The following is a 20,376-nucleotide window of genomic DNA, read 5'->3' as shown; positions in this document are numbered from 1 at the left end:
CAAGTGACCACCCTTTCTATTGTTCTATAATTTGTGGATTCGAGGATACAGCTTCTACATAATATGTATGCACCCCGTTTTTATCTTTAACTTTAATTTCCCAGTTAGCTTGTAAAACTTGAATATTTGTTTCTTTTACAACAGTGTAATAGCCGAGACGGATACTTTCGACCTCTTCACCATGTTTTAAATATTGATTATAATAAAGTGCTTCCAATGCTTTTCTTGCACGTATGACTTTTTTAGGCTCATTATTGGTCCCCTTAGACGGAAGGATGTCTTCCATCGTGGACTGTTCATATGATTTTGCACTGTCATCCTTCACCTCAAAAGTCAATTCTGCACGATTATTATTCATAATCGGAAAGCCTCTATACGTTTGTTCGTATTTAATTTGACCGTCATTGGTTTCATGGTACTGGTACTCATTACCTTTATAGATTTTATCATCTATATAAGGTTTTAAATGAGAAATCGGATCAACTTTGACGTCTACACGTTCATCCATTTCTTTAGATAAGGTATGGCCATGATTACTGACCTTAGCTTTATTGTTATCTTCTGCTTCTTCTTTAAAGTCTTTTGAACGTGCTTTAACCAATTGCATTTTGACATGACTCACATCAGGTATACTTTTTGGCAGTTTAATATTTTCTCGTTCAAAGTTGACCGCATTATCGTGTTCGGCATCGCTAATTTTAGATTTATTCACTTTATCTTGATAAACAAAAATTAAACACACATTGACGAGGAGAAAGACAAGTATGAACAACGTTTTAGTGCGTTTCCAGTTCATGTTTCCACCAACTCCCCATCTTTGTATTCATACCATTTATGATTATATTTAATATACCACGTTGGCGTAAACTCACTGCCTTCTTGAATTTCAATTCGATTTTGAGGTCCGCGAATGGCACTCATTTTATAGCCGACTACCATTTGTTCCACTTTCGTCAAATCAATATTGCCCTTACTTGCTAATGCAGAACGTACATCTTCCGCATCTGGCATCGATTTCGGTTCTTCACCATTATCAATGGTCACATTTGTTTTTAAGAGACCTCGACTATATTCGTATAATCCACGCTCACCCCAGAGTACACGAATTTCATTCAATTGGTTTGGATAAAATATCGGTCGTCCATTGAGAAACATTTGATACATAATTTCCCCTTGCTTGCTATTTGCACTAAACAAGCGGAAATCATCTGTAAAGCCCCCATGCTTATTAATAAAGTCAAATGCACGTGGCAAGCTAATATTCATATCGCGTGTACTATGCTCATCTTCGGACAGATTCGTATAGTCATACGTTTCTTTATCCGCATTGTAATTCACAACCCCTGTATTGTTATTGTACGTTGTGTTACCACTATTTGTTGTACGTACAATCGGCGTATCATCAAAGAGAATCGAGTTTAAATCTTCTACATTAATATGATTAAAAATCGTACGATATGATTTCAAATCTTTCGGTGCTTTTAAAGCATATAAATACGTTGCTTTATTGACCGTACTTCGATTCGTCACGATATCCGAATACGGTTCTAATTCATCACGCATATGATCAATTCGCTGCTGGATTACTTTTGTATCAAGATTCGTTTCTAATTTAATGGCACGCTGATGGTTCGGTTGCATCGCATACAAAACGACATGCTGATGATCATCAATATCTAATATTAAACGATTAAATTTAAAATTCGCCGGTACTTTTGCTGGCATCTCAACGACTTCGTTTAGATACATGGATAGCGGTATGTCTGTCGGGAAGTCTAACACGACAAAATGATGGCTCAAATCTTTCAATAACACGACTTGATCATTTTGAATATCTTCAACTTCAATAATACGATGTTTTTGGAATAGAGACATCATCTCATTAACATCTTTATTTGCAGGCATCCCTTTCAAATGATCATGGTCCACATGTACGAGCTGTAAAGGCGTGATGACCTGATTAAATTGCTTGTCATATCGCGTACCAATCGCTTTCGGTGTATCTTTTGTTTGTGGGTTGTCAACGTTCGTTAAATCTGGCGAAAAGTTCCAAATCATGACTGTAAGTACTACACTGGAAAGAACGAGTAACACTAATATGATAGATTTAATCAGTTCTCTAGTTCGCATCCCAATCACCATCTTCTATTGTTTCACATGGAAGTGTGATAAAAATCGATGTGCCTTGTCCTTCAACACTATTGGCCCATATACGACCGTGGTGGGCTTCGACAATCTCTTTAGAAATCGCTAATCCGAGACCTGTACCACCCATTTTTCGTGTTCTTGCTTTATCTACGCGGAAGAAACGATCAAAGATTTTATCGACTTTATTGATCGGAATCCCGATACCATTATCTTTGATCCGAATTGTTAAACGGTTATGCACCGTGTTTTGTTTCACGTGGAACTCTACACGTTTTTCACCACGAGAATATTTCATCGCATTCGTAATCACGTTATCAAACACTTGTGTCATCTTATCTGGATCAATTTCCGTAAAAATGGTTTCTCTTGGAATATCACGGACAAAAGTGGTATCTTTCGCAGCCATTTCATGTCGATTAATAATTTTATTGATAAACATATTAAAATCGACAATCTCTTTCGTAATAGGCTCAGTTTCATTATCCATTTTAGAAAGATGCAGTAAATCGTTCACTAATCGAATCATCCGCTCTGTTTCTTCACGTGTGACTGATAAAAATTGAGGTGCAATCGATTCATCTCGCCATGCGCCTTCTTCTAGGGCCTCGATGTAACTATTCATTGAAGTCAATGGTGTACGTAATTCGTGCGATACATTGGCCACAAATTCACGTCGTTCACGCTCAATTTGTTGTTGTTCTGTAACGTCATGTAACACAGCGATATAACCTGTCACAAAGCCAGTTGCTTGAACAATAGTACTAAAATTAACGCGAACGATGATACCTTCTTCTTCATTAATGTCTAATAAGAAACTATCATTGTTTTCGTTTAATTCTTCGAGCGTAAATTCTTCACTTAAATCAATGACATCAAAAATAAAGTGTCCTGAGACTTCCTCTTTAGACTTACCTAACATTTTAAGTGCCATATCATTAATAATACGAACGCGCCCACGTCTATCTGTGGCGATGACACCATCACTCATATGTGTGATAACAGAATCTAAGCGTCGTTTCTCACTCTCTGTATTCGCTTGTGCCTCTTGCACACGTTTCGACAAGTTATTAAAAGCAAGTGCAAGTTCACCAATTTCGTCATTACCGTATATTTTCACACGCTGCGTATAGTTCCCTTTTGACATTTCGACCGTTTGATTACGCATATCTGTAATTGGTTTAGTAATCGTACGTGCAATAAAGAAACCTAAAATGACGGTAATAATTAAAGAAATACCTGTACCGACGATGAAAATTTGGTTGATATCATTTAATTGATCATAAACTTGGTTAATATTAGATTCAATATAAATATCACCAATTAAACCGTCGTTCGTACTTACAGGCATATTTTTAATCCATACCCGTTGCTTACCTTCACCGTAATCTTTTAAAACGGTGTCAGAGTTCTCTTGACCTAATGATAAGGCCTTTTGAATTGAACTCTCATTTGCTTTTTGGTTAATAATTGTACGGTTTGACTGTTTCGATGTCGCAATAATAATTTGGTCTTTATCAATGAAACGAATTTCTATCATTTCATTGCGATTTGCATATTCGTTTAATAAATTTTGAATATCTTTTTGAATATTTCCGGATTCATTATCATCCGCATATATTTTTTCAATACCGAGCTCAATTTGTTTTGCATTTTGAGATATATTCGTTTTAAACGACTCTGTCATTTCTTTTTCGAGACTGTTTGTAAAATATAGCCCAATAATTTGCATACCAATAATAATCAATAGGACATAGACAATAACAAGTTTCGTGTGAAGGGATTGAAATTGTTTTAACCACTTCATATTGTGCGTCCTCTAATCATGTTGTTGCAAGAAATATCCTACTCCACGACGTGTCACGATATAGTCTGGATGTGAAGGATCATCTTCAATTTTTTCGCGTAACCGACGAATTGTAACGTCAACCGTGCGCACATCACCAAAATAGTCATAACCCCAAACCGTTTGAAGTAAATGTTCACGCGTCATGACTTGTCCCATATGTTTAGATAAATAATGGAAAAGCTCAAATTCACGGTGTGTTAAATCAATGTCCTCACCGCGTTTTTTAATAGAATATGCATCTGGATAAATCACAATATCTTTAATTGTAATTTCATTGGTTTGCATATGATTTTCTTGGCTCGGTTGGGCATAATGGCGACGTAAATTGGCTTTTACACGTGCAATCAATTCGCGTGTACTAAATGGTTTAGTCACATAATCGTCTGCACCCAATTCAAGACCAAGCACTTTATCGATTTCTGAATCTTTCGCAGTCAACATGATGATTGGCATATCAAATTTTTTGCGGACTTCACGACACACTTCCATACCGTCTTGTCCTGGTAACATAATATCCAATAAAACAATGTCCGGCTCTTTTTCATAAATCAAATCCACCGCATCGTTACCATCATAAGCAACAAAAACGTCATATCCCTCTTTTTTGAGGTTGAATTCTAATATATCTGCAATTGGCTTCTCATCATCGACTACGACCACTTTTCTTGCCATAAAACATGACCCCATTTCTTAAAATTGCAATGATTATTCGTTACAAACTGGCATAATCCTATACCTTATAATGTATCATTAAAGTCTTGTGAATTCTATCTATTTAACTATTCGCTTCTATAAAACGAATGCGGATGACAACGACCTGCATTTAAATGTACAAAAAAGCAGTGTCTCAGCCTCTTTTGAGACTGCTTCACTGCCTGAGCATAATGAACTTCTATATTAAATAAAATGAATTAAGATTAATAAAACAATGACGATGCCACAAAAGATACCAACTTTTTTCTGTATACGCATGACAGAGAGTGTCATCAATAATAAGCCAACGATATTCAATAAGAATACCACATGATTTTTGTATTGTGCCACATCCAATAATGCTAATATACCCATGATAATCACGATGGCTAAGCCACTGATAAATAAAATTTTCTCAGTAGGTTGAACTTCCTTTTTAAACACAGCAATCGTCCTCCTCATTTCTATACACTTTTATAGTAAAAAACACGTCACTCACATTATAAAAGTTCTCATTTTTGATATATATTTATGAAAAAAAGCCATTGTCGTTCACTTTCATGAACTTCAATGACTTTCGTTTGAGCTAAAACTATTGTTTTAGGCTGATTTAGCGGTCCCGACGGGAATCGAACCCGCGATCTCCTGCGTGACAGGCAGGCGTGTTAAACCGCTCCACTACGGGACCATATTTCATGGTGACTCCTACGGGACTCGAACCCGTGTTACCGCCGTGAAAGGGCGGTGTCTTAACCGCTTGACCAAGGAGCCTTTCTTAAACACAAGATTGATTATAGCATCAGGAAATCAAGTTGACAAGATTTTTTTGAATTTTTTTTGTATAATTTTTCATATAATGTTTAAAAGGGGGCAACATATGGAAAAACAAGTAAAATCAGCCGTTCCATACACGAAAGAAAAACCAAAAAAGCAACTTCAATTTTTTAAAAAGTTTTTCTTTATGACATTGGGTGCAGTATTAATGGGCGTCGCACTTGAACTTTTTCTCGTTCCAAACCATTTGCTTGATGGGGGAATTGTAGGGATTTCAATTATCCTTTCTCATTTATTAGGACTCAAGTTAGGGATATTCATTTTTATACTGAATTTACCTTTCTTCTTTTTAGGTTATAAACAAATAGGGAAAACTTTTGCGATTTCAACTTTATATGCAATTTCTGTTTTATCTATTGTCACTATCGTTTTGCATCCGATCGATCCTGTCATACATGATAAATTTTTAGTAACAATTTTTGGAGGAGCTGTATTAGGTATCGGTGTCGGTATTGTCTTAAGGTATGGGGGATCCCTCGACGGCACAGAAATTTTATCGATTTTAGTTCATTCGAAAATACCATTTTCAGTTGGAGAAATCGTAATGTTTATTAATTTCTTCATATTTGGTATTGCAGGCTTTGTTTTTACGTGGGAGAGTGCTTTATTCAGTGTTGTAGCTTATTTTATCGCTTCTAAAATGATTGATACTGTCTTACTTGGTTTTGACGAATCGAAATCAATATGGATTATTAGCGATGCTTATAAGGAAATCGGAGAAGCTATTAACTCCCGTCTCGGTCGTGGCGTCACATATTTAAAAGGAGAGGGCGCTTATACGGGAGAAGATAAGCGTGTCATCTTCTGTGTCATTACACGATTAGAAGAAGCAAAATTAAAAGATATTGTCATGGCCATTGATGAAACCGCATTCTTATCTATAGGTAATGTTTCTGAAGTTCGTGGCGGTAATCATCGTAAACGTGATATTCATTAATGTTAATGGTAAAGGAGGTTAACGATGAAGAAAAAGAAATCACAAATCTCTTTTGGATTACAAACACGTCAAAATAGCCGTTCACTCATTTATAAAGCATTGTACCAACTCAATGATGTCGTACTAGGCGTTATCTTTTTAATAGGAAGTTTTCTCTTCTTTTCTGATTCAACTGTCTTTGACGGTACCGTTTTATTTGTAATTGGGAGTATTCAAATGATTATTCGTCCTTTGATTGCGATGGTTCACGATTTACATATGGCAATCATCGAGAAACGAGAAGGATATTAGTCGAATCGCAATGATTATCATCAATGTCATCATTATTTTAGTTTTATTTCTATTAATTGGTTATATATCTGGGACATACAAAGACGACTGGCTCTTTGTGAAGGCATGTGGTGTCAGTCTTGTCCTTATGATCACAGCTTTATTATCACTTGCGATAGCGGGCGGTCTTGTTTATATCTTATTCGCTTTTCTATTACATGAAAAAGGGAGTATATTTAATATATTAGTTATTTCTATTTTGGCTGGTGGTTTTTTACAGTTTTTCTTTGTTCGTTATATGATGCGATTGAATGCCTATAACGAAACGTTAATTGAAATTTTAGAGTATTTTATTCAATGGACCACCATACTCTTTACACTTTATCAATTTATTGTTACATCCAAAGGGACGATGGCTTTTATTAGTACCTTAAAGATCAACACACATTCTCTGAATATCACATTATTAAATATCGTTATCTTACCTGTCCTTCTCATCAGTTGGATCGGGATTGCGATGACGAAAGTTTATATTAAAGATCATTATAAAGATGAATAAACAAAAAGCGACAAGCAGTGGCCCCTCTAAAGACCATCGCTTGTCGCTTTTATAATTGATTTTTATAGACTATTTTATAAGGAGGCAGTCTTACCGAAGTGTTGCCGATAGACTTACCGAAGTCTAAATACTTACCATAATTTTTCAACGATATTCGTTTGATTACGGTCAGGACCTACAGAGAAGATAGAAATATGGACGTTACATAATTCTGAAATACGCTCTAAGTAACGACGTGCATTTTGTGGTAATTCGTCTAAACTACGTACACCTGTAATATCTTCAGTCCAACCTGGTAATGTTTCAAAGATAGGTTTACAACGTTTTAAGTCGTTTAAGTTTGCTGGGTATTCTGTAATCTCTTTTCCATCTAATTCATAAGCTGTACAGATTTTAACCTCTTCTAAGCCAGTTAAGACGTCGATAGAGTTAATTGATAAATCTGTAATCCCACTTACACGACGAGAGTGACGTAATACAACGGAGTCAAACCAACCTACACGGCGTGGACGACCTGTTGTTGTCCCATATTCACGACCGATTTCACGAATATGGTGTCCTTGTTCATCAAATAATTCTGTTGGGAATGGACCATCACCTACACGTGAAGTGTATGCTTTACAAACGCCGACTACTTTTGATACATTTGTTGGTCCTACACCAGCACCAACTGTCACGTTACCCGCTACAGGGTTACTTGATGTTACAAAAGGATATGTTCCGTGATCGATGTCTAACATCACCCCTTGCGCGCCTTCAAAAAGAACGCGCTCATCAGCTACAAATGCATCGTCTAATACTTTCGCAGTGTCTGTCACATAAGGTGCAAGACGTTGACCTGCTTGATAGTATGTCTCAAAGATTTCATCAAATGATGGTGCAGATTGACGAAACATGCCTTGGAAATAATCATTTTTATATTCTAAATTTTCTTTTAAACGTTGTTCGAAAACTTCTCTATCTAATAAATCTGCAACGCGAATTCCAATTCTTTGTGCTTTATCTACGTATGCTGGGCCAATACCTTTCTTAGTCGTACCGATTTTATTATCACCACGACGCGCTTCTTCAAGCTCATCTTGCTTAATGTGATAAGGTAGGATGACGTGTGCGCGGTTTGAGATGCGTAAATTATCTGTTGAAATACCTCTTTCATTTAAACCGTCTAATTCTTTTAATAAAGCAACAGGATCAACTACTACACCGTTACCAATCACTGCAAGTTTATCTTTATAAAAGATACCAGATGGTACTAAATGTAATTTGTATGTTTCACCATCAAATTTAATGGTATGTCCTGCATTGTTACCGCCTGAAAAACGTGTAATAACATCTGCTTGTTCCGCTAAAAAGTCTGTAATTTTACCTTTTCCTTCGTCTCCCCACTGTGTCCCAACAACTACGATTGATGACATAAGAGCACCTCCAAGTTTTCTCAATTAACCAAAGAGTATTCTACCAGTATCACAGTATGATTGCAAATCAAAAAACGAACATTATCGTGTCATTCAGATAATGACATCTAGCATATGATATAAAGTAATGTGAATCCTAGAACCACGCGTAATAGAAGCATTGAATGCCATTTCATACAATTTCTAAAATCCTAACTTACGATAAATATAAGTAAAGAAACCGAACTAAAAACCGTACTTTAAAAACAAAAAATCGTTTTTCGTACGGTTTTTAAGCTAAATATTTTTTATCCCATCTCTGCGTGGGCGTAATCAATATCCGTAAATTTATTGTATTGTTTCATGAAATGCAATTTGACTGTTCCAGTTGGGCCGTTACGTTGTTTTGCAATGATGATTTCGATTTCTCCATTCTCATCATTCGTTTGCGGTTCAAAACCACCATCATCGTCATCATCATCTCCGTCGCCACGATTATAATAATCATCACGATATAAGAATGCGACAATGTCTGCATCTTGCTCAATTGACCCTGATTCACGTATATCACTCATCATTGGTCGCTTATCTTGACGTTGTTCTACACCACGTGAAAGCTGACTCAACGCAATCACAGGACACTCTAACTCACGTGCAATCGCTTTAAGCATTCGAGAAATCTCAGAAACTTCTTGTTGACGGTTATCTGACGAACGAGAACCGCTGCCTTGTATTAATTGTAAATAATCGATTACAATCATATCCAAACCGTGCTCTTGTTTAAGACGGCGGCATTTCGAACGAATATCTGTAATACGAATCCCTGGCGTATCATCGATAAAAATTTTAGTTCGTGACAATTTACCTACTGCCACAGTAAATCGATTCCAATCTTCTTCAGTCATTGTCCCTGTACGCAAACGATTGGAATCGACATTACCAGAACTACAAATCATACGTGTCGCAAGTTGGTCTGCACCCATTTCAAGCGAGAAAATGCCCACTGTATATTGGTCTTCATGTGTCGCGACTTTTTGCGCAATATTTAAAGCGAAGGCAGTCTTACCTACAGAAGGCCGGGCTGCGAGAATAATTAAATCATTTCGGTTGAATCCTGCCGTCATTTGGTCTAAATCGCGATATCCTGTAGGAATCCCAGGTGTTTGGCCACTATTCTGATCGAGCTGTTCCGCATTGTCATAAACTTGTCCCAACACGTCACGAATATCTTTGAAGCCATCACTTTCACGTGTAGAAGAGAGCTCTAGAATACGACGTTCAGCATCGTTTAAGACGGTATCTAAATCTAATTCATCGTTATAGCCATCATTCGCAATACTATCTGCGGTATGAATCAACTTACGTTTAATCGCATTTTTAAAAACGACATCCGTATAATATTGAATATTACGCGTTGTCGGTACATTGGTTGTAATTTCAGCGAGATATTGTGGTCCACCCGCTTCATTCACGACACCTTCTTTTGTTAGTCGATCAAGGACAGTCACAATATCTATATCTTGTCCATCTTCGTTCAAATCCATCATGGCACGGAAAATGTGTTGATGTGCGCCACGGTAAAAAGACTCTGGCAACAACACTTCTTGTGTCGGTGACATCAATTCTGGATCTAAAAAGATTGCACCTAAGACAGACTGCTCTGCCTCATGACTGTGTGGCATTCGATTGTGTTCAAACATTTCATCCATGCCGAGGACCTCCTCATATTTGTTACATATCTTAACATATTCTATTATAAACCATACATTCCGGCAATGGTTGTCCGTTAGATGCCGTGATAAAGTATGATATAAAAAAGCTGGTGACTTTGTCGTCCCAGCTTTTTCTATGCTTATTGCTCTACAGTGTGTACACGAATTGTACCTTCCACTTCTTTATGAAGTTTAACTGGCACATTTGTATATCCTAACGCGTGAATACCTTGAGGTAGATCCATTTTTCGTTTATCTAATTTAATATCATGTTGCACTTTAAGTGCTTCAGCAATTTGTTTCGTACTGATAGAACCGAATAATTTGCCACCTTCACCTGATTTCGCTTTAACTTCGACTTCAAGTTCACTTAATTTTTCTTTTAAAGCTTTCGCATCTTCAAGTTCTTGTTGCTTGTCTTTTTCGATACGTTTATTCTTTTGATCTAATTGTTTAAGGTTTCCAGGTGTTGCTTCTACTGCATAGCCATTTTTAATTAAGAAGTTGTTCGCGTAACCAACTGGCACCTCTTTAACTTCTCCTTGCTTACCTTTACCTTTAACATCTTGTGTGAAAATTACTTTCATGATTCGTCACTCCTATCCATTTGTTCGTTGATCACATGTTGTAATTTTTCAATGGCTTCCTCTACAGTCACACCTTCAAGTTGTGTTGCTGCATTGGTTAAATGACCACCGCCACCGAGTGCTTCCATCGTCAATTGAACATTGAATTCACCAAGTGAGCGCGCTGACATACCAATTAAGTTTTCCTCGCGTCTTGCTACAACATAGGATGCTTCTACTCCATCTAAACTTAACAGTTCATCCGCTGCCTGTGCAACTGTAACTGGATGATAAATTTTTTGATCCGAGCCATGTGCAATCGCAATGCCATTTTCTTGCAGTTTCACAGTACGAATCAATTCTGAACGATTGATATACGTTTCTATGTCATCTTTTAAGAAATGTTGCGTTAATATCGTGTCTGCACCGTGCGCCCGTAAATAGCTCGCAGCATCGAAAGTACGTGACCCTGTACGCAATGTAAAGTTACGTGTATCGACAATAATACCTGCATACATCACTGTGGATTCGAGTCGCGTCAAACGCTGTTCTGTCGGTTGATACTCGAGTAACTCTGTAACAAGTTCTGCTGTCGAACTTGCGTAAGGTTCCATATAAATAAGTAAAGGATTGGAAATAAAGCTTTCACCACGACGATGGTGGTCAATTACGACTTTACGATTAGCTTTATTTAAAATATTTTCATCAATCACCATCTCTGGTTTATGCGTATCTACGATGACTAAAGTCGTTCTAGACGTCATCATATTCCACGCATCATCAGATGTGATAAAACGTTCTTTTAATTCTGGTTTTTCATCAATTTCATCCATCACACGGCGAAGTGTTGGATCGATGTCGGAATCATTTAACACAATATAGGCATCAAGATTATTCATCATTGCAAAGCGTGTCACACCGATTGCTGCACCGATGGCATCTAAGTCCGGGCGCTTATGACCCATTACAATCACTTTGTCGCCTTCTAATAATATATCTTTTAATGCGTGAGAAATGACGCGCGCCCTTACACGTGTCCGTTTTTCCATCGGGTCAGTCTTACCACCATAGAAACGAACATTCCCGTTCATATTTTTAATCGCAACTTGGTCTCCACCACGACCTAAAGCCAAATCTAGACCAGATTGTGACAATTCTCCAAGGTCAATTAAATTTTCAGAGCCTTCCCCAATACCAATACTGAGTGTCAATTGTGCGCGATAACCCACACTTTTTTCACGAAGCTGGCTCAAAATATCAAATTTCGTATCTTCAATGTCTCGTAAAATACGACGATTCATATAGGCAATAAATTGATCGGAACTGTATCTTTTGAAAAAGACATCGTGTTCCTGTGCCCATCGACTAATCACACGAGTGACCATAGAGTTGATTTCTGAACGTTGTGTATCATTCATATTTTGCGTTAACTCATCATAGTTATCCAAAAACAACGTTGCAATAATTGGCTGTTGATCATCATAGGCTTGTTGTATTTCAGCTTCTTCAGTTGAATCTAAGAAATACAAAATCCCTTCATCTTCTGAATACTTCACGCGATAATGGTATGCGCCATCTTGCATCTCTATCTCTTTTGCTTTTTCAAGCTGTTTTAAAATATTAGGATAGATTTCATTAATGGGATCCGAAATCACATTGCGATCAAAACGTTCGGTCATAAAAGAGTTGACCCATTCTATCCGATCATTTTCATCCAATACGATTAACCCCATAGGCATCGTTTTGGCAGCTCTATCACTTGCGAGCGACACCTTTCCGCTCAAATCATCTAAATAACGATCAAAGCGGCGATACAGCCGTCTAAAAATGAACAAACTGACGATGAGCATCACAAAAACAATGATAGCAGCTATAAAAGCCAAAAAGCGATTAAAGAAAAAGGACACACCTACAATAATCAATGCTGTCATCGTAATTACAAGGAATGGAACGATCAGTGCTTTCTTCATTGAATGACGGTTCATCTTGTTTGTCACCTCTTATCGTTTTTAATCATACTTTTTAAATTTAAACCAAGATCTAATAAACCAATCAAACGTGTCATTGGATAAAAAATAATACCTAACACAATAAAGATGACAGACACAGCAACTGGCATTCGTTTTATTGTCGTAAAGTAATGTATAAAACTTAAACCTTGAATGACTAATAAGAAACCTAATACAATTTGAAAATTAATACCGATACTATTGATTGTTGTGGCAGGTTCTGTTGTCACACTGACCAACAACGCAATGGCGTAAATAATAAATAGAGAACGTTTCATTTGCCATAAATATAATGGACGAAAAACAGGCGTTGCAATTTTAAATTTACGTAAGATTGGAAAGATAATCATCAACGTAACGATCAAATAAATTGCAATCGTAACAACAATCATAGCTGGCAATTGAACTGCCAACTGATGTACAGAGTTATTTAAAACCTCTATTGCTTGTTGATCTAAATTTTGCATCTCAATCATTTGATTAACGATTTTTTGATAAGGTTCTAATAACACTTGTGCATAAGGTAATTGTTTTAAACCTTGCAAAATCATGATAGCTCCGATTGTAATGATGCTCGTCACAAGTGTTGCGACATACAAAATATGTTCTTTTGAGGCACGTTGTTTAAGCAATTGTGCAATCACTGCACTCAATGCTAATAGAATGATCATAAAGGTCATTACAAACAAGTCACCTGTTAATGTTGAGACTAATATCGTAATTAAAGTAGCCAATCCAAAAGAATGGATGGAACGGTACCATAATATGATTCCTGGTAAGGTTGCAAAACATGCGATAATCACGACTGACCATGGCATAAAATGCAATACTAAAGCCACCACTAATAAGGCTATTGTGCCGATTAGGGTTTCTTTAGGCTTAATTTTAGAAAACAAAGACGCCACTTCCAAACTAATTTATTCTATAACTTCTATTTTACAAGCTTTGTAATATGAATACAATTTGTGTTGATGAGATGACAAAGCTTTACATCCCCCTCAAACGCAAAGAAAAGCTATATTTTAGCTATTATCCCTAAAATACAGCTTATTGTCTAGTATTTCTAGTTTACGCAATTATAACAAATAGATAACATTATCGTCTAAAGTTAGCGTCGAAAGCGCGAAACTTTTAAGAAATGATATAAATAGGGCGCCCAGTCATTAAAATTAAGCAAAAAGCCATCATGCCCAACATTATCAGGCACAAAAAAATGACGATGGTATTTGAAGTGCTTACCAAGTGCAGCAACTTGATCATCAGGATATAACAAATCATCGGTAAAACCAAGTGTCAGCACTTTTGTATTCAATGATTGATACACCTTATCCACATTTTCCCTTCCTCTATAAATATCATGGCTATCCAAGACGTCGAGCAATGTTAAATAACACTGTAAGTCAAATTGTTCTTTAAATTTATCACCTTGATATTTTTGATATGTGACAACTTCGTCAGGAGTAAAACGGGCTTCATAACTTTTAGATGAACGATACGTCAAGAAGCCGAGTTGACGCGCAATACTTAAGCCTTCTTTGCCTGCTAAATGGATGGCTTGTCTCGCAATTTCATTAAATGCACGGCTATACGAAGATGTCTTTGCGGTCGCCGCAAGAATCACTGCTTTTTCCACTTCAAATTTATGACGATAGAGGAGCTCTAGTGCTTGCATACCGCCTAAAGAACCGCCTATGAGTACATTGATCTTACGGAAACCTAAAGCTTCAATTCCTTTTTCAAGCGCACGGGCAATATCGCGCATTGTAAGGTGCTGAGGAAAATTTTGATCTGTAACACGTGAGCTAGAACCGAATGGACTACCAATAACATTAAAAGTAAGAAACTGATAATCATGAATCGGCATGTAACCACCGTCAATAATCTCACGCCACCACCCTGGATTTTCCTCTGTTCCGTATGTTAAATGATTGCCTGTCAACGCATGACAAACAAGTACTAAAGGTTGACCTGGGTAGCCTACATATTCATATTGAAGCTTTAAATTTTCAATTTTCTCTCCAGATTCAGTCGTAAAAGCGCCTAACTCTAATGTGTCAACTCGATAATTCATCATTTTAGTATGCCCTCCCTCTAAAATTCAAAAAAGGTTGTATTTCCGCAATAACGGTAATACAACCTTTGTAAGCCTATCTATGTTAACTTATCATCCGCAATGGTTGGTTGTAGCACCGTACTTATCAATAAGTGGTTGCTGAAGCGTCACAGGGCCAAATCCCTCAACTTCTCTTAATAAGTATATTTTTATTTTTTATCATACCTCATTCATTATCGACATGCAAACGATTATTAGAATAATCCGGCTATTCTTAATAATGCGACACTTATCATGCCTACAATAACTGTTATTGTTAAACTTCTGAGCCAAAAAGCACTAATGACAGTGGGAATAAGGGCTAAGGCAAAGTTCCAGTTTAATGTATAACCCATCACACCTTTATGTTGCTGGATTAAACCATCCATGACTAAAGCTGTGAAAAGTGTGATTGGAATGAAAGTGAGCCATTTTAAAACTTTATCAGAAAGCTGTACACGAGAAATCATCAAAAGTGGTGTAATACGTAAAAGTAAAGTGACAATTCCCGAACCTATAATCGCCAATAAGATATAAAGCGTCATCGGTCAATCACCATCCCTATTGCCGCAGTGATCGTAGACGCGAATAAAATTGCTAAATAGGAAGACATGACCATACTTAGCGATAGCATCATAACAATGACAATAAGCATCAATAACAAATAAGTACGCATCTTTGACTTGGTGATACCTTCAAATTGTGCAATCGTTAAAAATACAAACATCGCTATAATGGCATAATCTAAACCAAATGCATCTGGATTTTTAAAAAAGTTTCCAAGTAACGCCCCTAAAATAGAGACAAAAATCCAAAATAAGTAGGCTGTTAAATTTAGTCCATACATCCAATTGCGCGTTATGGGAAGATCTTTTGAATGAGGCGTAATGGCCACAGCAAAAGTCTCATCAGTGAGTAGCGCGCCTACCCCCACTCTATGAAGTAAGCTTTCCTGCTTAAAATTATTTGCTAATGTCATACTCAATAGGAACATGCGACTATTTACGATTAACGTTGTCAGTACAATAATCCAAACTGGTGTATGAACAACCATTAAAGCGACAATAATAAACTGAGAAGCTCCGGCATAAACAAGCATCGATAACATTACGATTTCGAGTAAACCAAAACCAGAAGCAACACCGACAACACCAAAGGAAAATCCTATCCCTGCATAGCCTAACAAAGTTGGAATACATTCTTGTACGCCTTGCTTAAAAGTTGTATGCGACACCATGACACATCCCTTCTAAAAAAATTAATCTTATTATAATACAAGATTATCAAATTCTCTATTAGGTTAGTCTAACGTCATAGCGTCCGAAGTCTAACGATTGTGTTAAAAAGGCTTAACAAAGGCGTTTAAAAAAATAAAATTTTCAGACTTTTTAACTATTGTAAAAGTAGTTATAATATCATTTTATCTATTTACATGCTCAAAAATAGAGCGAGACAGAAACCATTTTGATTTCGTTGTCCCGCTCTAGCAAATATAAAGACGTATATCTTAAACGCTAACTCTAATTTTATATCATTAATAAAACGATAATCTTAATTATCCTTCTACAACTGTTTCAAGGTTAAGTTCGATTTTAACGTTTTTACCTATAAAGACACCGCCTGTTTCTAAAGGTGCATTATAAGTAAGGCCGTAGTCTTCCCGGTTAAGTTCACCTTTTAACGTAAACCCTGCATTTGTATCGCCACTTAGAGGGTTTTTACCTGAACCATTGACATAAAGCTCAAATTCCTCATTTTGAGTATGGCCTTTAAACGTCACTTCAACTTGTGCTTTGTAGTGATCTCCCGCTGGCTCAATCGTTTTTGTTGTAAATTTAATTTCTGGGTATTGTTTTGCATCAAAAAAGTCTTCGCTTTGCAAATGGTCATCTCGATCTCTTACATACGTATCGATAGAGTTCACTTGAATTGTTCCTTTTGCTTGTAAAGATGTCGGCTCGTCTAAATCGCCTTCAATCTCAAATTGATAGTCATGAAATTGACCTTTCAATGTATTAACCATCATATGTTGAATTGCAAATCCCACGTGACTATGTGCTGGATCAACTTTAAAATGTGTCATTAAAATACCTCCTTAAAAAATACACATCTCTAGAATATTTACCCTAAAGATGCGTATTCAATCATGTTATATTTACTTTGGCTCAATCACAGTTTGACCGCCCATGAATGGCACTAACGCTTCTGGTACAGTAATCGTACCGTCTTCATTTTGGTAGTTTTCAACAATAGCCGCAAATGTACGACCTACTGCTAGACCAGAACCGTTCAATGTATGAACATATTCAGGTTTTGCATCTTTATCACGTTTAAAACGGATATTAGCACGACGCGCTTGGAAGTCTGTACAGTTTGAACAAGAGCTAATTTCTTTGTAGTCGTTGTAACTTGGTAGCCAAACCTCTAAATCATATGTTTTACTAGCACCAAAACCAATATCTCCTGTACATAAAATGACACGACGATAAGGTAATTGAAGCGCTTCAAGAATCGCTTCAGCATTAGTCGTCATTTCTTCCAAAGCATTCCATGAGTCTTCTGGCTTTTCAATTCTAACCATCTCTACTTTATTGAACTGATGCAAACGAATAAGTCCACGAGTGTCACGTCCGGCAGAACCCGCTTCACTTCTAAAACATGCAGATTGACCTGTGAATTTTTCAGGTAAGACACCCGGCTGGATAATTTCATCTCTATAATAATTTGTCAATGGCACTTCTGCTGTTGGAATCGTATAAAGACCTTCTTTTTCTACTTTAAATAAATCTTCTTCAAATTTTGGTAATTGTCCTGTACCATACATCGCTTTAGCATTTACAAGTTGAGGTACCATCATTTCTGAATAACCATGTTGTGTCGTATGCATCGTAATCATAAAGTTCATTAAAGCACGTTCTAATTTTGCGCCATCATTTGTTAAATAGACAAAGCGTGCGCCTGATACGCGTGCTGCACGGTCAAAGTCAGCCATTTTTAAAGTTTCTACAAGATCCCAATGGGGTTTCGCTTCAAAGTTAAATTCACGTGGTGTGCCCCATTTTTTCAACTCAACATTTTCACTGTCATCTTTACCTTCAGGGACATCATCATGAATTTGGTTAGGAATGCGAGAAAGTTTGTCTTTTAAAGTATCGTCAACTTCTTTAAGTTGTGCATCGATCGCTTTAATTTTCTCCCCTACTTCACGTTGTGCTTTAATCGCATCATCTGCATTTTCTTTGCTTCGTTTTTTTTCTGCGATTTGTTGTGATGCTTTATTACGCTCTGCTTTTAAATCTTCTGTTTGTTGAATCAAGTCACGACGTTGCTGATCTAATGTCAAAACCTCTTCCACAACAGCAGGATCCATACCTCTTAAAGCAATTTTCTCTTTAACTTTTTCCTTCTCACTTCTAAATAATTTAATGTCTAACATATGCCAACTTCCTTTCACAAGTTTTTTAAAATTTAAGATGAGGAAACATCACGAAAATAAAAAAACCACATCCCCAACACAAGGGACGTGGTTTTGACGCGTTGCCACCCTATTTAACAGACACCATCATATGGTCTGCACTCTTACAAAAGTTAACGGTTTGACCCGAATTGTTTACATACGTGGATAGATTTCATATAGTGCTGTACATTTGTTTTCACCAACCACAAACTCTCTTATTCCATTCCTATATTACTTATTCCACAAACAATGTACTCTATTAATTTACATTTAATATATCAAAGAAAATTTTGAATAGCAAGCTTAATTCTGATATGCCACATTTTGTAAATAATTTGCTACATTTTCAATATCTCGATGGAATTGACGATCTTCCTTGATTGAAGGGACAATTTTTCGTAAAGCCGTAAACTTTTCATATGTTTTAGGTGATAATTGAGACACATTTTTAAATTCTACGGCTTGAAGCGCAATAATTGCTTCAATTGCGATAACACGACGTACATTTTCTAATATTTGATAACCATGGCGTGATGCGATCGTTCCCATAGATACATGATCTTCTTGGTTAGCCGATGATGGGATAGAATCAACACTCGCAGGATGCGCTAATGTTTTATTTTCTGATACGAGACTTGCTGCTGCATACTGCATAATCATTGCGCCACTTTGTAGACCTGGCTCAGGACTTAAGAAAGGGGGGAGCCCACCATTCAATTGTGGATTAACTAATCGTTCAAGACGTCTTTCAGATACATTACCGAGTTCGCTTGTTCCAATTTTTAAAAAGTCGAGTGCAAATGCGACAGGTTGACCGTGAAAGTTACCACCAGAAATCACGCGGGTTTCATCATTTTCATCAAAGATGAGCGGATTATCATTCGCTGCATTCATTTCAAATTCTAATTTTTCACGTACGTAATTGAAGACTTGAAAGCTGGCCCCATGAATTTGAGGAATACAACGTAATGTATAAGGATCTTGGACACGAATTTCCCCTTGGCGTGTAGTCAATTGGGATCCTTCCAACCAGTCTAACATCCGTCCTGCTACCGCGACTTGCTCTTCGAAATTACGCACTCTATGTACCGCTTCATGATAAGCATCTGTAATACCATTCAAAGCTTGATGTGTTAAAGCAGCTACCCATTCTGCTTGATAAGCAAGACTCTCTGTCTCAATAAATGTAATCACACCTTGTGCAGTCATAGCTTGTGTTCCATTTATCAATGCTAAGCCTTCTTTAGCTTGAAGTGCCAAAGGATCGCGGTCAAGACGTTTTAAGACATCCGAGCTGTCTAAAACCTCACCTTGGTATTCGACTTTGCCTTCTCCGATTAAAGCTAAAGCGAGATGAGACAATGGCGCTAAATCACCCGATGCGCCTAAAGAACCTTGTTGCGGAATCACTGGAATGATTCGATTATTAATAAAAAAGACAAGCTGATCAACTAGGTCAGTTGTGACACCAGAATGACCTTTCAATAAAGTATTAAGACGTAAGACCATCATCACTAAAGCGACACGTTGCGCAAAAGGTTGACCGACCCCACAAGCATGTGAACGAATCAGATTGACTTGTAATTCATTATATTTTTGTTGATCAATTAATACGTCACTGAATAACCCAAAGCCTGTCGTAATCCCGTACACTGTTTCCTTATTTTCAATAATGCGCTCCACAATCGCACGGCTTCTTTTGACACGCTCACGTGCCTCTTCACTAATTTCAATTTGATCCCCAGTAGCTAGAAATTGGCGAATCGCTTCAATTGTGAGTTGATCCCCATTTAGACGTAAAGTCATCATTATCCACCCCTATCATATATTAGCCTTTGATGCGCATCGGACATCTTTTT

19 protein-coding genes, 2 tRNA genes, 1 riboswitch and 1 other annotated feature are annotated in these 20,376 nt (G+C 37.0%); of the genes, 3 read left to right on the top strand and 18 right to left on the bottom strand.

Going from position 1 to position 20,376, the window contains the following annotated elements; all coding sequences use genetic code 11:
- Positions 1-16 precede the first annotated feature (16 nt).
- The 7 genes from CD118_RS01380 to CD118_RS01350 form a co-directional block, all read right to left on the bottom strand.
- Positions 17-796, bottom strand: coding sequence for a two-component system regulatory protein YycI (locus tag CD118_RS01380; protein WP_103356123.1), 780 nt, complete (start codon positions 794-796; stop codon positions 17-19).
- A complete protein-coding gene (locus tag CD118_RS01375; RefSeq protein ID WP_103356122.1) occupies positions 793-2,130 on the bottom strand; it encodes a YycH family regulatory protein in 1,338 nt (445 codons plus the stop codon). Before CD118_RS01375 ends, CD118_RS01380 begins: the two co-directional genes overlap by 4 nt.
- Positions 2,120-3,952 carry a cell wall metabolism sensor histidine kinase WalK gene (gene walK / locus CD118_RS01370; RefSeq protein ID WP_050329614.1) on the bottom strand — a complete coding sequence of 611 codons (1,833 nt, stop codon included), beginning with the start codon at positions 3,950-3,952 and terminating at the stop codon, positions 2,120-2,122. Before walK ends, CD118_RS01375 begins: the two co-directional genes overlap by 11 nt.
- Positions 3,953-3,964: 12 nt before the next feature.
- On the bottom strand, positions 3,965-4,666 hold the full coding sequence (gene yycF / locus CD118_RS01365) for a response regulator YycF (protein WP_016425750.1): 702 nt from the start codon (positions 4,664-4,666) through the stop codon (positions 3,965-3,967).
- A gap of 225 nt (positions 4,667-4,891) precedes the next feature.
- Positions 4,892-5,131, bottom strand: a complete 240-nt coding sequence (locus CD118_RS01360) for a hypothetical protein (RefSeq protein ID WP_103356121.1) — start codon at positions 5,129-5,131, stop codon at positions 4,892-4,894.
- Positions 5,132-5,301: 170 nt separating this feature from the next.
- Positions 5,302-5,375 (bottom strand) — tRNA-Asp (locus CD118_RS01355).
- 8 nt (positions 5,376-5,383) lie between these two features.
- Positions 5,384-5,458: transfer RNA gene (locus CD118_RS01350), tRNA-Glu, on the bottom strand.
- Between the two features lie 106 nt (positions 5,459-5,564).
- Here CD118_RS01350 and CD118_RS01345 point away from each other — a divergent pair.
- Genes CD118_RS01345 through CD118_RS01335 form a run of 3 tightly spaced genes read left to right on the top strand, consistent with a single transcriptional unit; the run spans position 5,565 to position 7,287 of the window.
- Positions 5,565-6,458 (top strand): YitT family protein, encoded by an 894-nt coding sequence (locus CD118_RS01345; RefSeq protein ID WP_050344924.1) that lies wholly within the window; start codon positions 5,565-5,567, stop codon positions 6,456-6,458.
- A gap of 24 nt (positions 6,459-6,482) precedes the next feature.
- Complete coding sequence (locus CD118_RS01340) at positions 6,483-6,749, top strand: YrhK family protein (protein ID WP_103356120.1); 267 nt, start codon at positions 6,483-6,485, stop codon at positions 6,747-6,749.
- 10 nt (positions 6,750-6,759) lie between these two features.
- Positions 6,760-7,287, top strand: coding sequence for an SA1002 family membrane protein (locus tag CD118_RS01335; RefSeq protein ID WP_060829131.1), 528 nt, complete (start codon positions 6,760-6,762; stop codon positions 7,285-7,287).
- A gap of 131 nt (positions 7,288-7,418) precedes the next feature.
- On the opposite strand, the gene CD118_RS01330 is transcribed toward CD118_RS01335, so the two are convergent.
- The 11 genes from CD118_RS01330 to hutH form a co-directional block, all read right to left on the bottom strand.
- Positions 7,419-8,702: an adenylosuccinate synthase gene (locus CD118_RS01330; protein ID WP_103356119.1), complete on the bottom strand. Its 1,284-nt coding sequence runs from the start codon at positions 8,700-8,702 to the stop codon at positions 7,419-7,421.
- A gap of 287 nt (positions 8,703-8,989) precedes the next feature.
- Positions 8,990-10,390, bottom strand: coding sequence for a replicative DNA helicase (gene dnaB, locus CD118_RS01325; protein WP_103356118.1), 1,401 nt, complete (start codon positions 10,388-10,390; stop codon positions 8,990-8,992).
- A gap of 143 nt (positions 10,391-10,533) precedes the next feature.
- A complete protein-coding gene (rplI, locus tag CD118_RS01320; RefSeq protein ID WP_050329608.1) occupies positions 10,534-10,980 on the bottom strand; it encodes a 50S ribosomal protein L9 in 447 nt (148 codons plus the stop codon).
- Positions 10,977-12,944, bottom strand: coding sequence for a DHH family phosphoesterase (locus tag CD118_RS01315; RefSeq protein WP_050329607.1), 1,968 nt, complete (start codon positions 12,942-12,944; stop codon positions 10,977-10,979). The genes rplI and CD118_RS01315 overlap by 4 nt, the downstream gene beginning before the upstream one ends.
- Before the next feature lie 8 nt (positions 12,945-12,952).
- Positions 12,953-13,873 carry a DUF2232 domain-containing protein gene (locus tag CD118_RS01310; protein ID WP_231909498.1) on the bottom strand — a complete coding sequence of 307 codons (921 nt, stop codon included), beginning with the start codon at positions 13,871-13,873 and terminating at the stop codon, positions 12,953-12,955.
- 203 nt (positions 13,874-14,076) lie between these two features.
- Positions 14,077-15,042 carry a homoserine O-acetyltransferase MetX gene (metX, locus tag CD118_RS01305; protein WP_050329605.1) on the bottom strand — a complete coding sequence of 322 codons (966 nt, stop codon included), beginning with the start codon at positions 15,040-15,042 and terminating at the stop codon, positions 14,077-14,079.
- An 84-nt stretch (positions 15,043-15,126) separates the two neighbouring features.
- Positions 15,127-15,225, bottom strand: a riboswitch (SAM riboswitch).
- Between the two features lie 50 nt (positions 15,226-15,275).
- Complete coding sequence (locus tag CD118_RS01300; RefSeq protein WP_060829127.1) at positions 15,276-15,605, bottom strand: AzlD domain-containing protein; 330 nt, start codon at positions 15,603-15,605, stop codon at positions 15,276-15,278.
- Positions 15,602-16,297: an AzlC family ABC transporter permease gene (locus tag CD118_RS01295; protein WP_103356117.1), complete on the bottom strand. Its 696-nt coding sequence runs from the start codon at positions 16,295-16,297 to the stop codon at positions 15,602-15,604. Before CD118_RS01295 ends, CD118_RS01300 begins: the two co-directional genes overlap by 4 nt.
- A gap of 318 nt (positions 16,298-16,615) precedes the next feature.
- Positions 16,616-17,143, bottom strand: a complete 528-nt coding sequence (locus CD118_RS01290) for a YceI family protein (protein WP_103356116.1) — start codon at positions 17,141-17,143, stop codon at positions 16,616-16,618.
- Between the two features lie 72 nt (positions 17,144-17,215).
- On the bottom strand, positions 17,216-18,496 hold the full coding sequence (gene serS / locus CD118_RS01285) for a serine--tRNA ligase (RefSeq protein WP_103356115.1): 1,281 nt from the start codon (positions 18,494-18,496) through the stop codon (positions 17,216-17,218).
- 78 nt (positions 18,497-18,574) lie between these two features.
- Positions 18,575-18,774: a binding site (T-box leader), on the bottom strand.
- 46 nt (positions 18,775-18,820) lie between these two features.
- Positions 18,821-20,323 carry a histidine ammonia-lyase gene (hutH, locus tag CD118_RS01280; RefSeq protein WP_103356114.1) on the bottom strand — a complete coding sequence of 501 codons (1,503 nt, stop codon included), beginning with the start codon at positions 20,321-20,323 and terminating at the stop codon, positions 18,821-18,823.
- Positions 20,324-20,376: the final 53 nt, after the last annotated feature.

The organism is Staphylococcus coagulans (genome assembly GCF_002901995.1).
Lineage (GTDB): Bacteria > Bacillota > Bacilli > Staphylococcales > Staphylococcaceae > Staphylococcus > Staphylococcus coagulans.
The sequence above is the reverse complement of the archived record's forward strand: the minus strand, read 5'-3'. Positions and strand labels throughout refer to the sequence as shown.

Coding starts and splice junctions, on each gene's coding strand:
- CD118_RS01380 (WP_103356123.1), bottom strand. CDS start 796: ATGAACTGGAAACGCACTAAAACGTTGTTCATACTTGTCTTTCTCCTC.
- CD118_RS01375 (WP_103356122.1), bottom strand. CDS start 2,130: ATGCGAACTAGAGAACTGATTAAATCTATCATATTAGTGTTACTCGTT.
- walK (WP_050329614.1), bottom strand. CDS start 3,952: ATGAAGTGGTTAAAACAATTTCAATCCCTTCACACGAAACTTGTTATT.
- yycF (WP_016425750.1), bottom strand. CDS start 4,666: ATGGCAAGAAAAGTGGTCGTAGTCGATGATGAGAAGCCAATTGCAGAT.
- CD118_RS01345 (WP_050344924.1), top strand. CDS start 5,565: ATGGAAAAACAAGTAAAATCAGCCGTTCCATACACGAAAGAAAAACCA.
- CD118_RS01340 (WP_103356120.1), top strand. CDS start 6,483: ATGAAGAAAAAGAAATCACAAATCTCTTTTGGATTACAAACACGTCAA.
- CD118_RS01335 (WP_060829131.1), top strand. CDS start 6,760: ATGATTATCATCAATGTCATCATTATTTTAGTTTTATTTCTATTAATT.
- CD118_RS01330 (WP_103356119.1), bottom strand. CDS start 8,702: ATGTCATCAATCGTAGTTGTTGGGACACAGTGGGGAGACGAAGGAAAA.
- dnaB (WP_103356118.1), bottom strand. CDS start 10,390: ATGGATGAAATGTTTGAACACAATCGAATGCCACACAGTCATGAGGCA.
- rplI (WP_050329608.1), bottom strand. CDS start 10,980: ATGAAAGTAATTTTCACACAAGATGTTAAAGGTAAAGGTAAGCAAGGA.
- CD118_RS01315 (WP_050329607.1), bottom strand. CDS start 12,944: ATGAACCGTCATTCAATGAAGAAAGCACTGATCGTTCCATTCCTTGTA.
- metX (WP_050329605.1), bottom strand. CDS start 15,042: ATGATGAATTATCGAGTTGACACATTAGAGTTAGGCGCTTTTACGACT.
- CD118_RS01300 (WP_060829127.1), bottom strand. CDS start 15,605: ATGACGCTTTATATCTTATTGGCGATTATAGGTTCGGGAATTGTCACT.
- CD118_RS01295 (WP_103356117.1), bottom strand. CDS start 16,297: ATGGTGTCGCATACAACTTTTAAGCAAGGCGTACAAGAATGTATTCCA.
- CD118_RS01290 (WP_103356116.1), bottom strand. CDS start 17,143: ATGACACATTTTAAAGTTGATCCAGCACATAGTCACGTGGGATTTGCA.
- serS (WP_103356115.1), bottom strand. CDS start 18,496: ATGTTAGACATTAAATTATTTAGAAGTGAGAAGGAAAAAGTTAAAGAG.
- hutH (WP_103356114.1), bottom strand. CDS start 20,323: ATGACTTTACGTCTAAATGGGGATCAACTCACAATTGAAGCGATTCGC.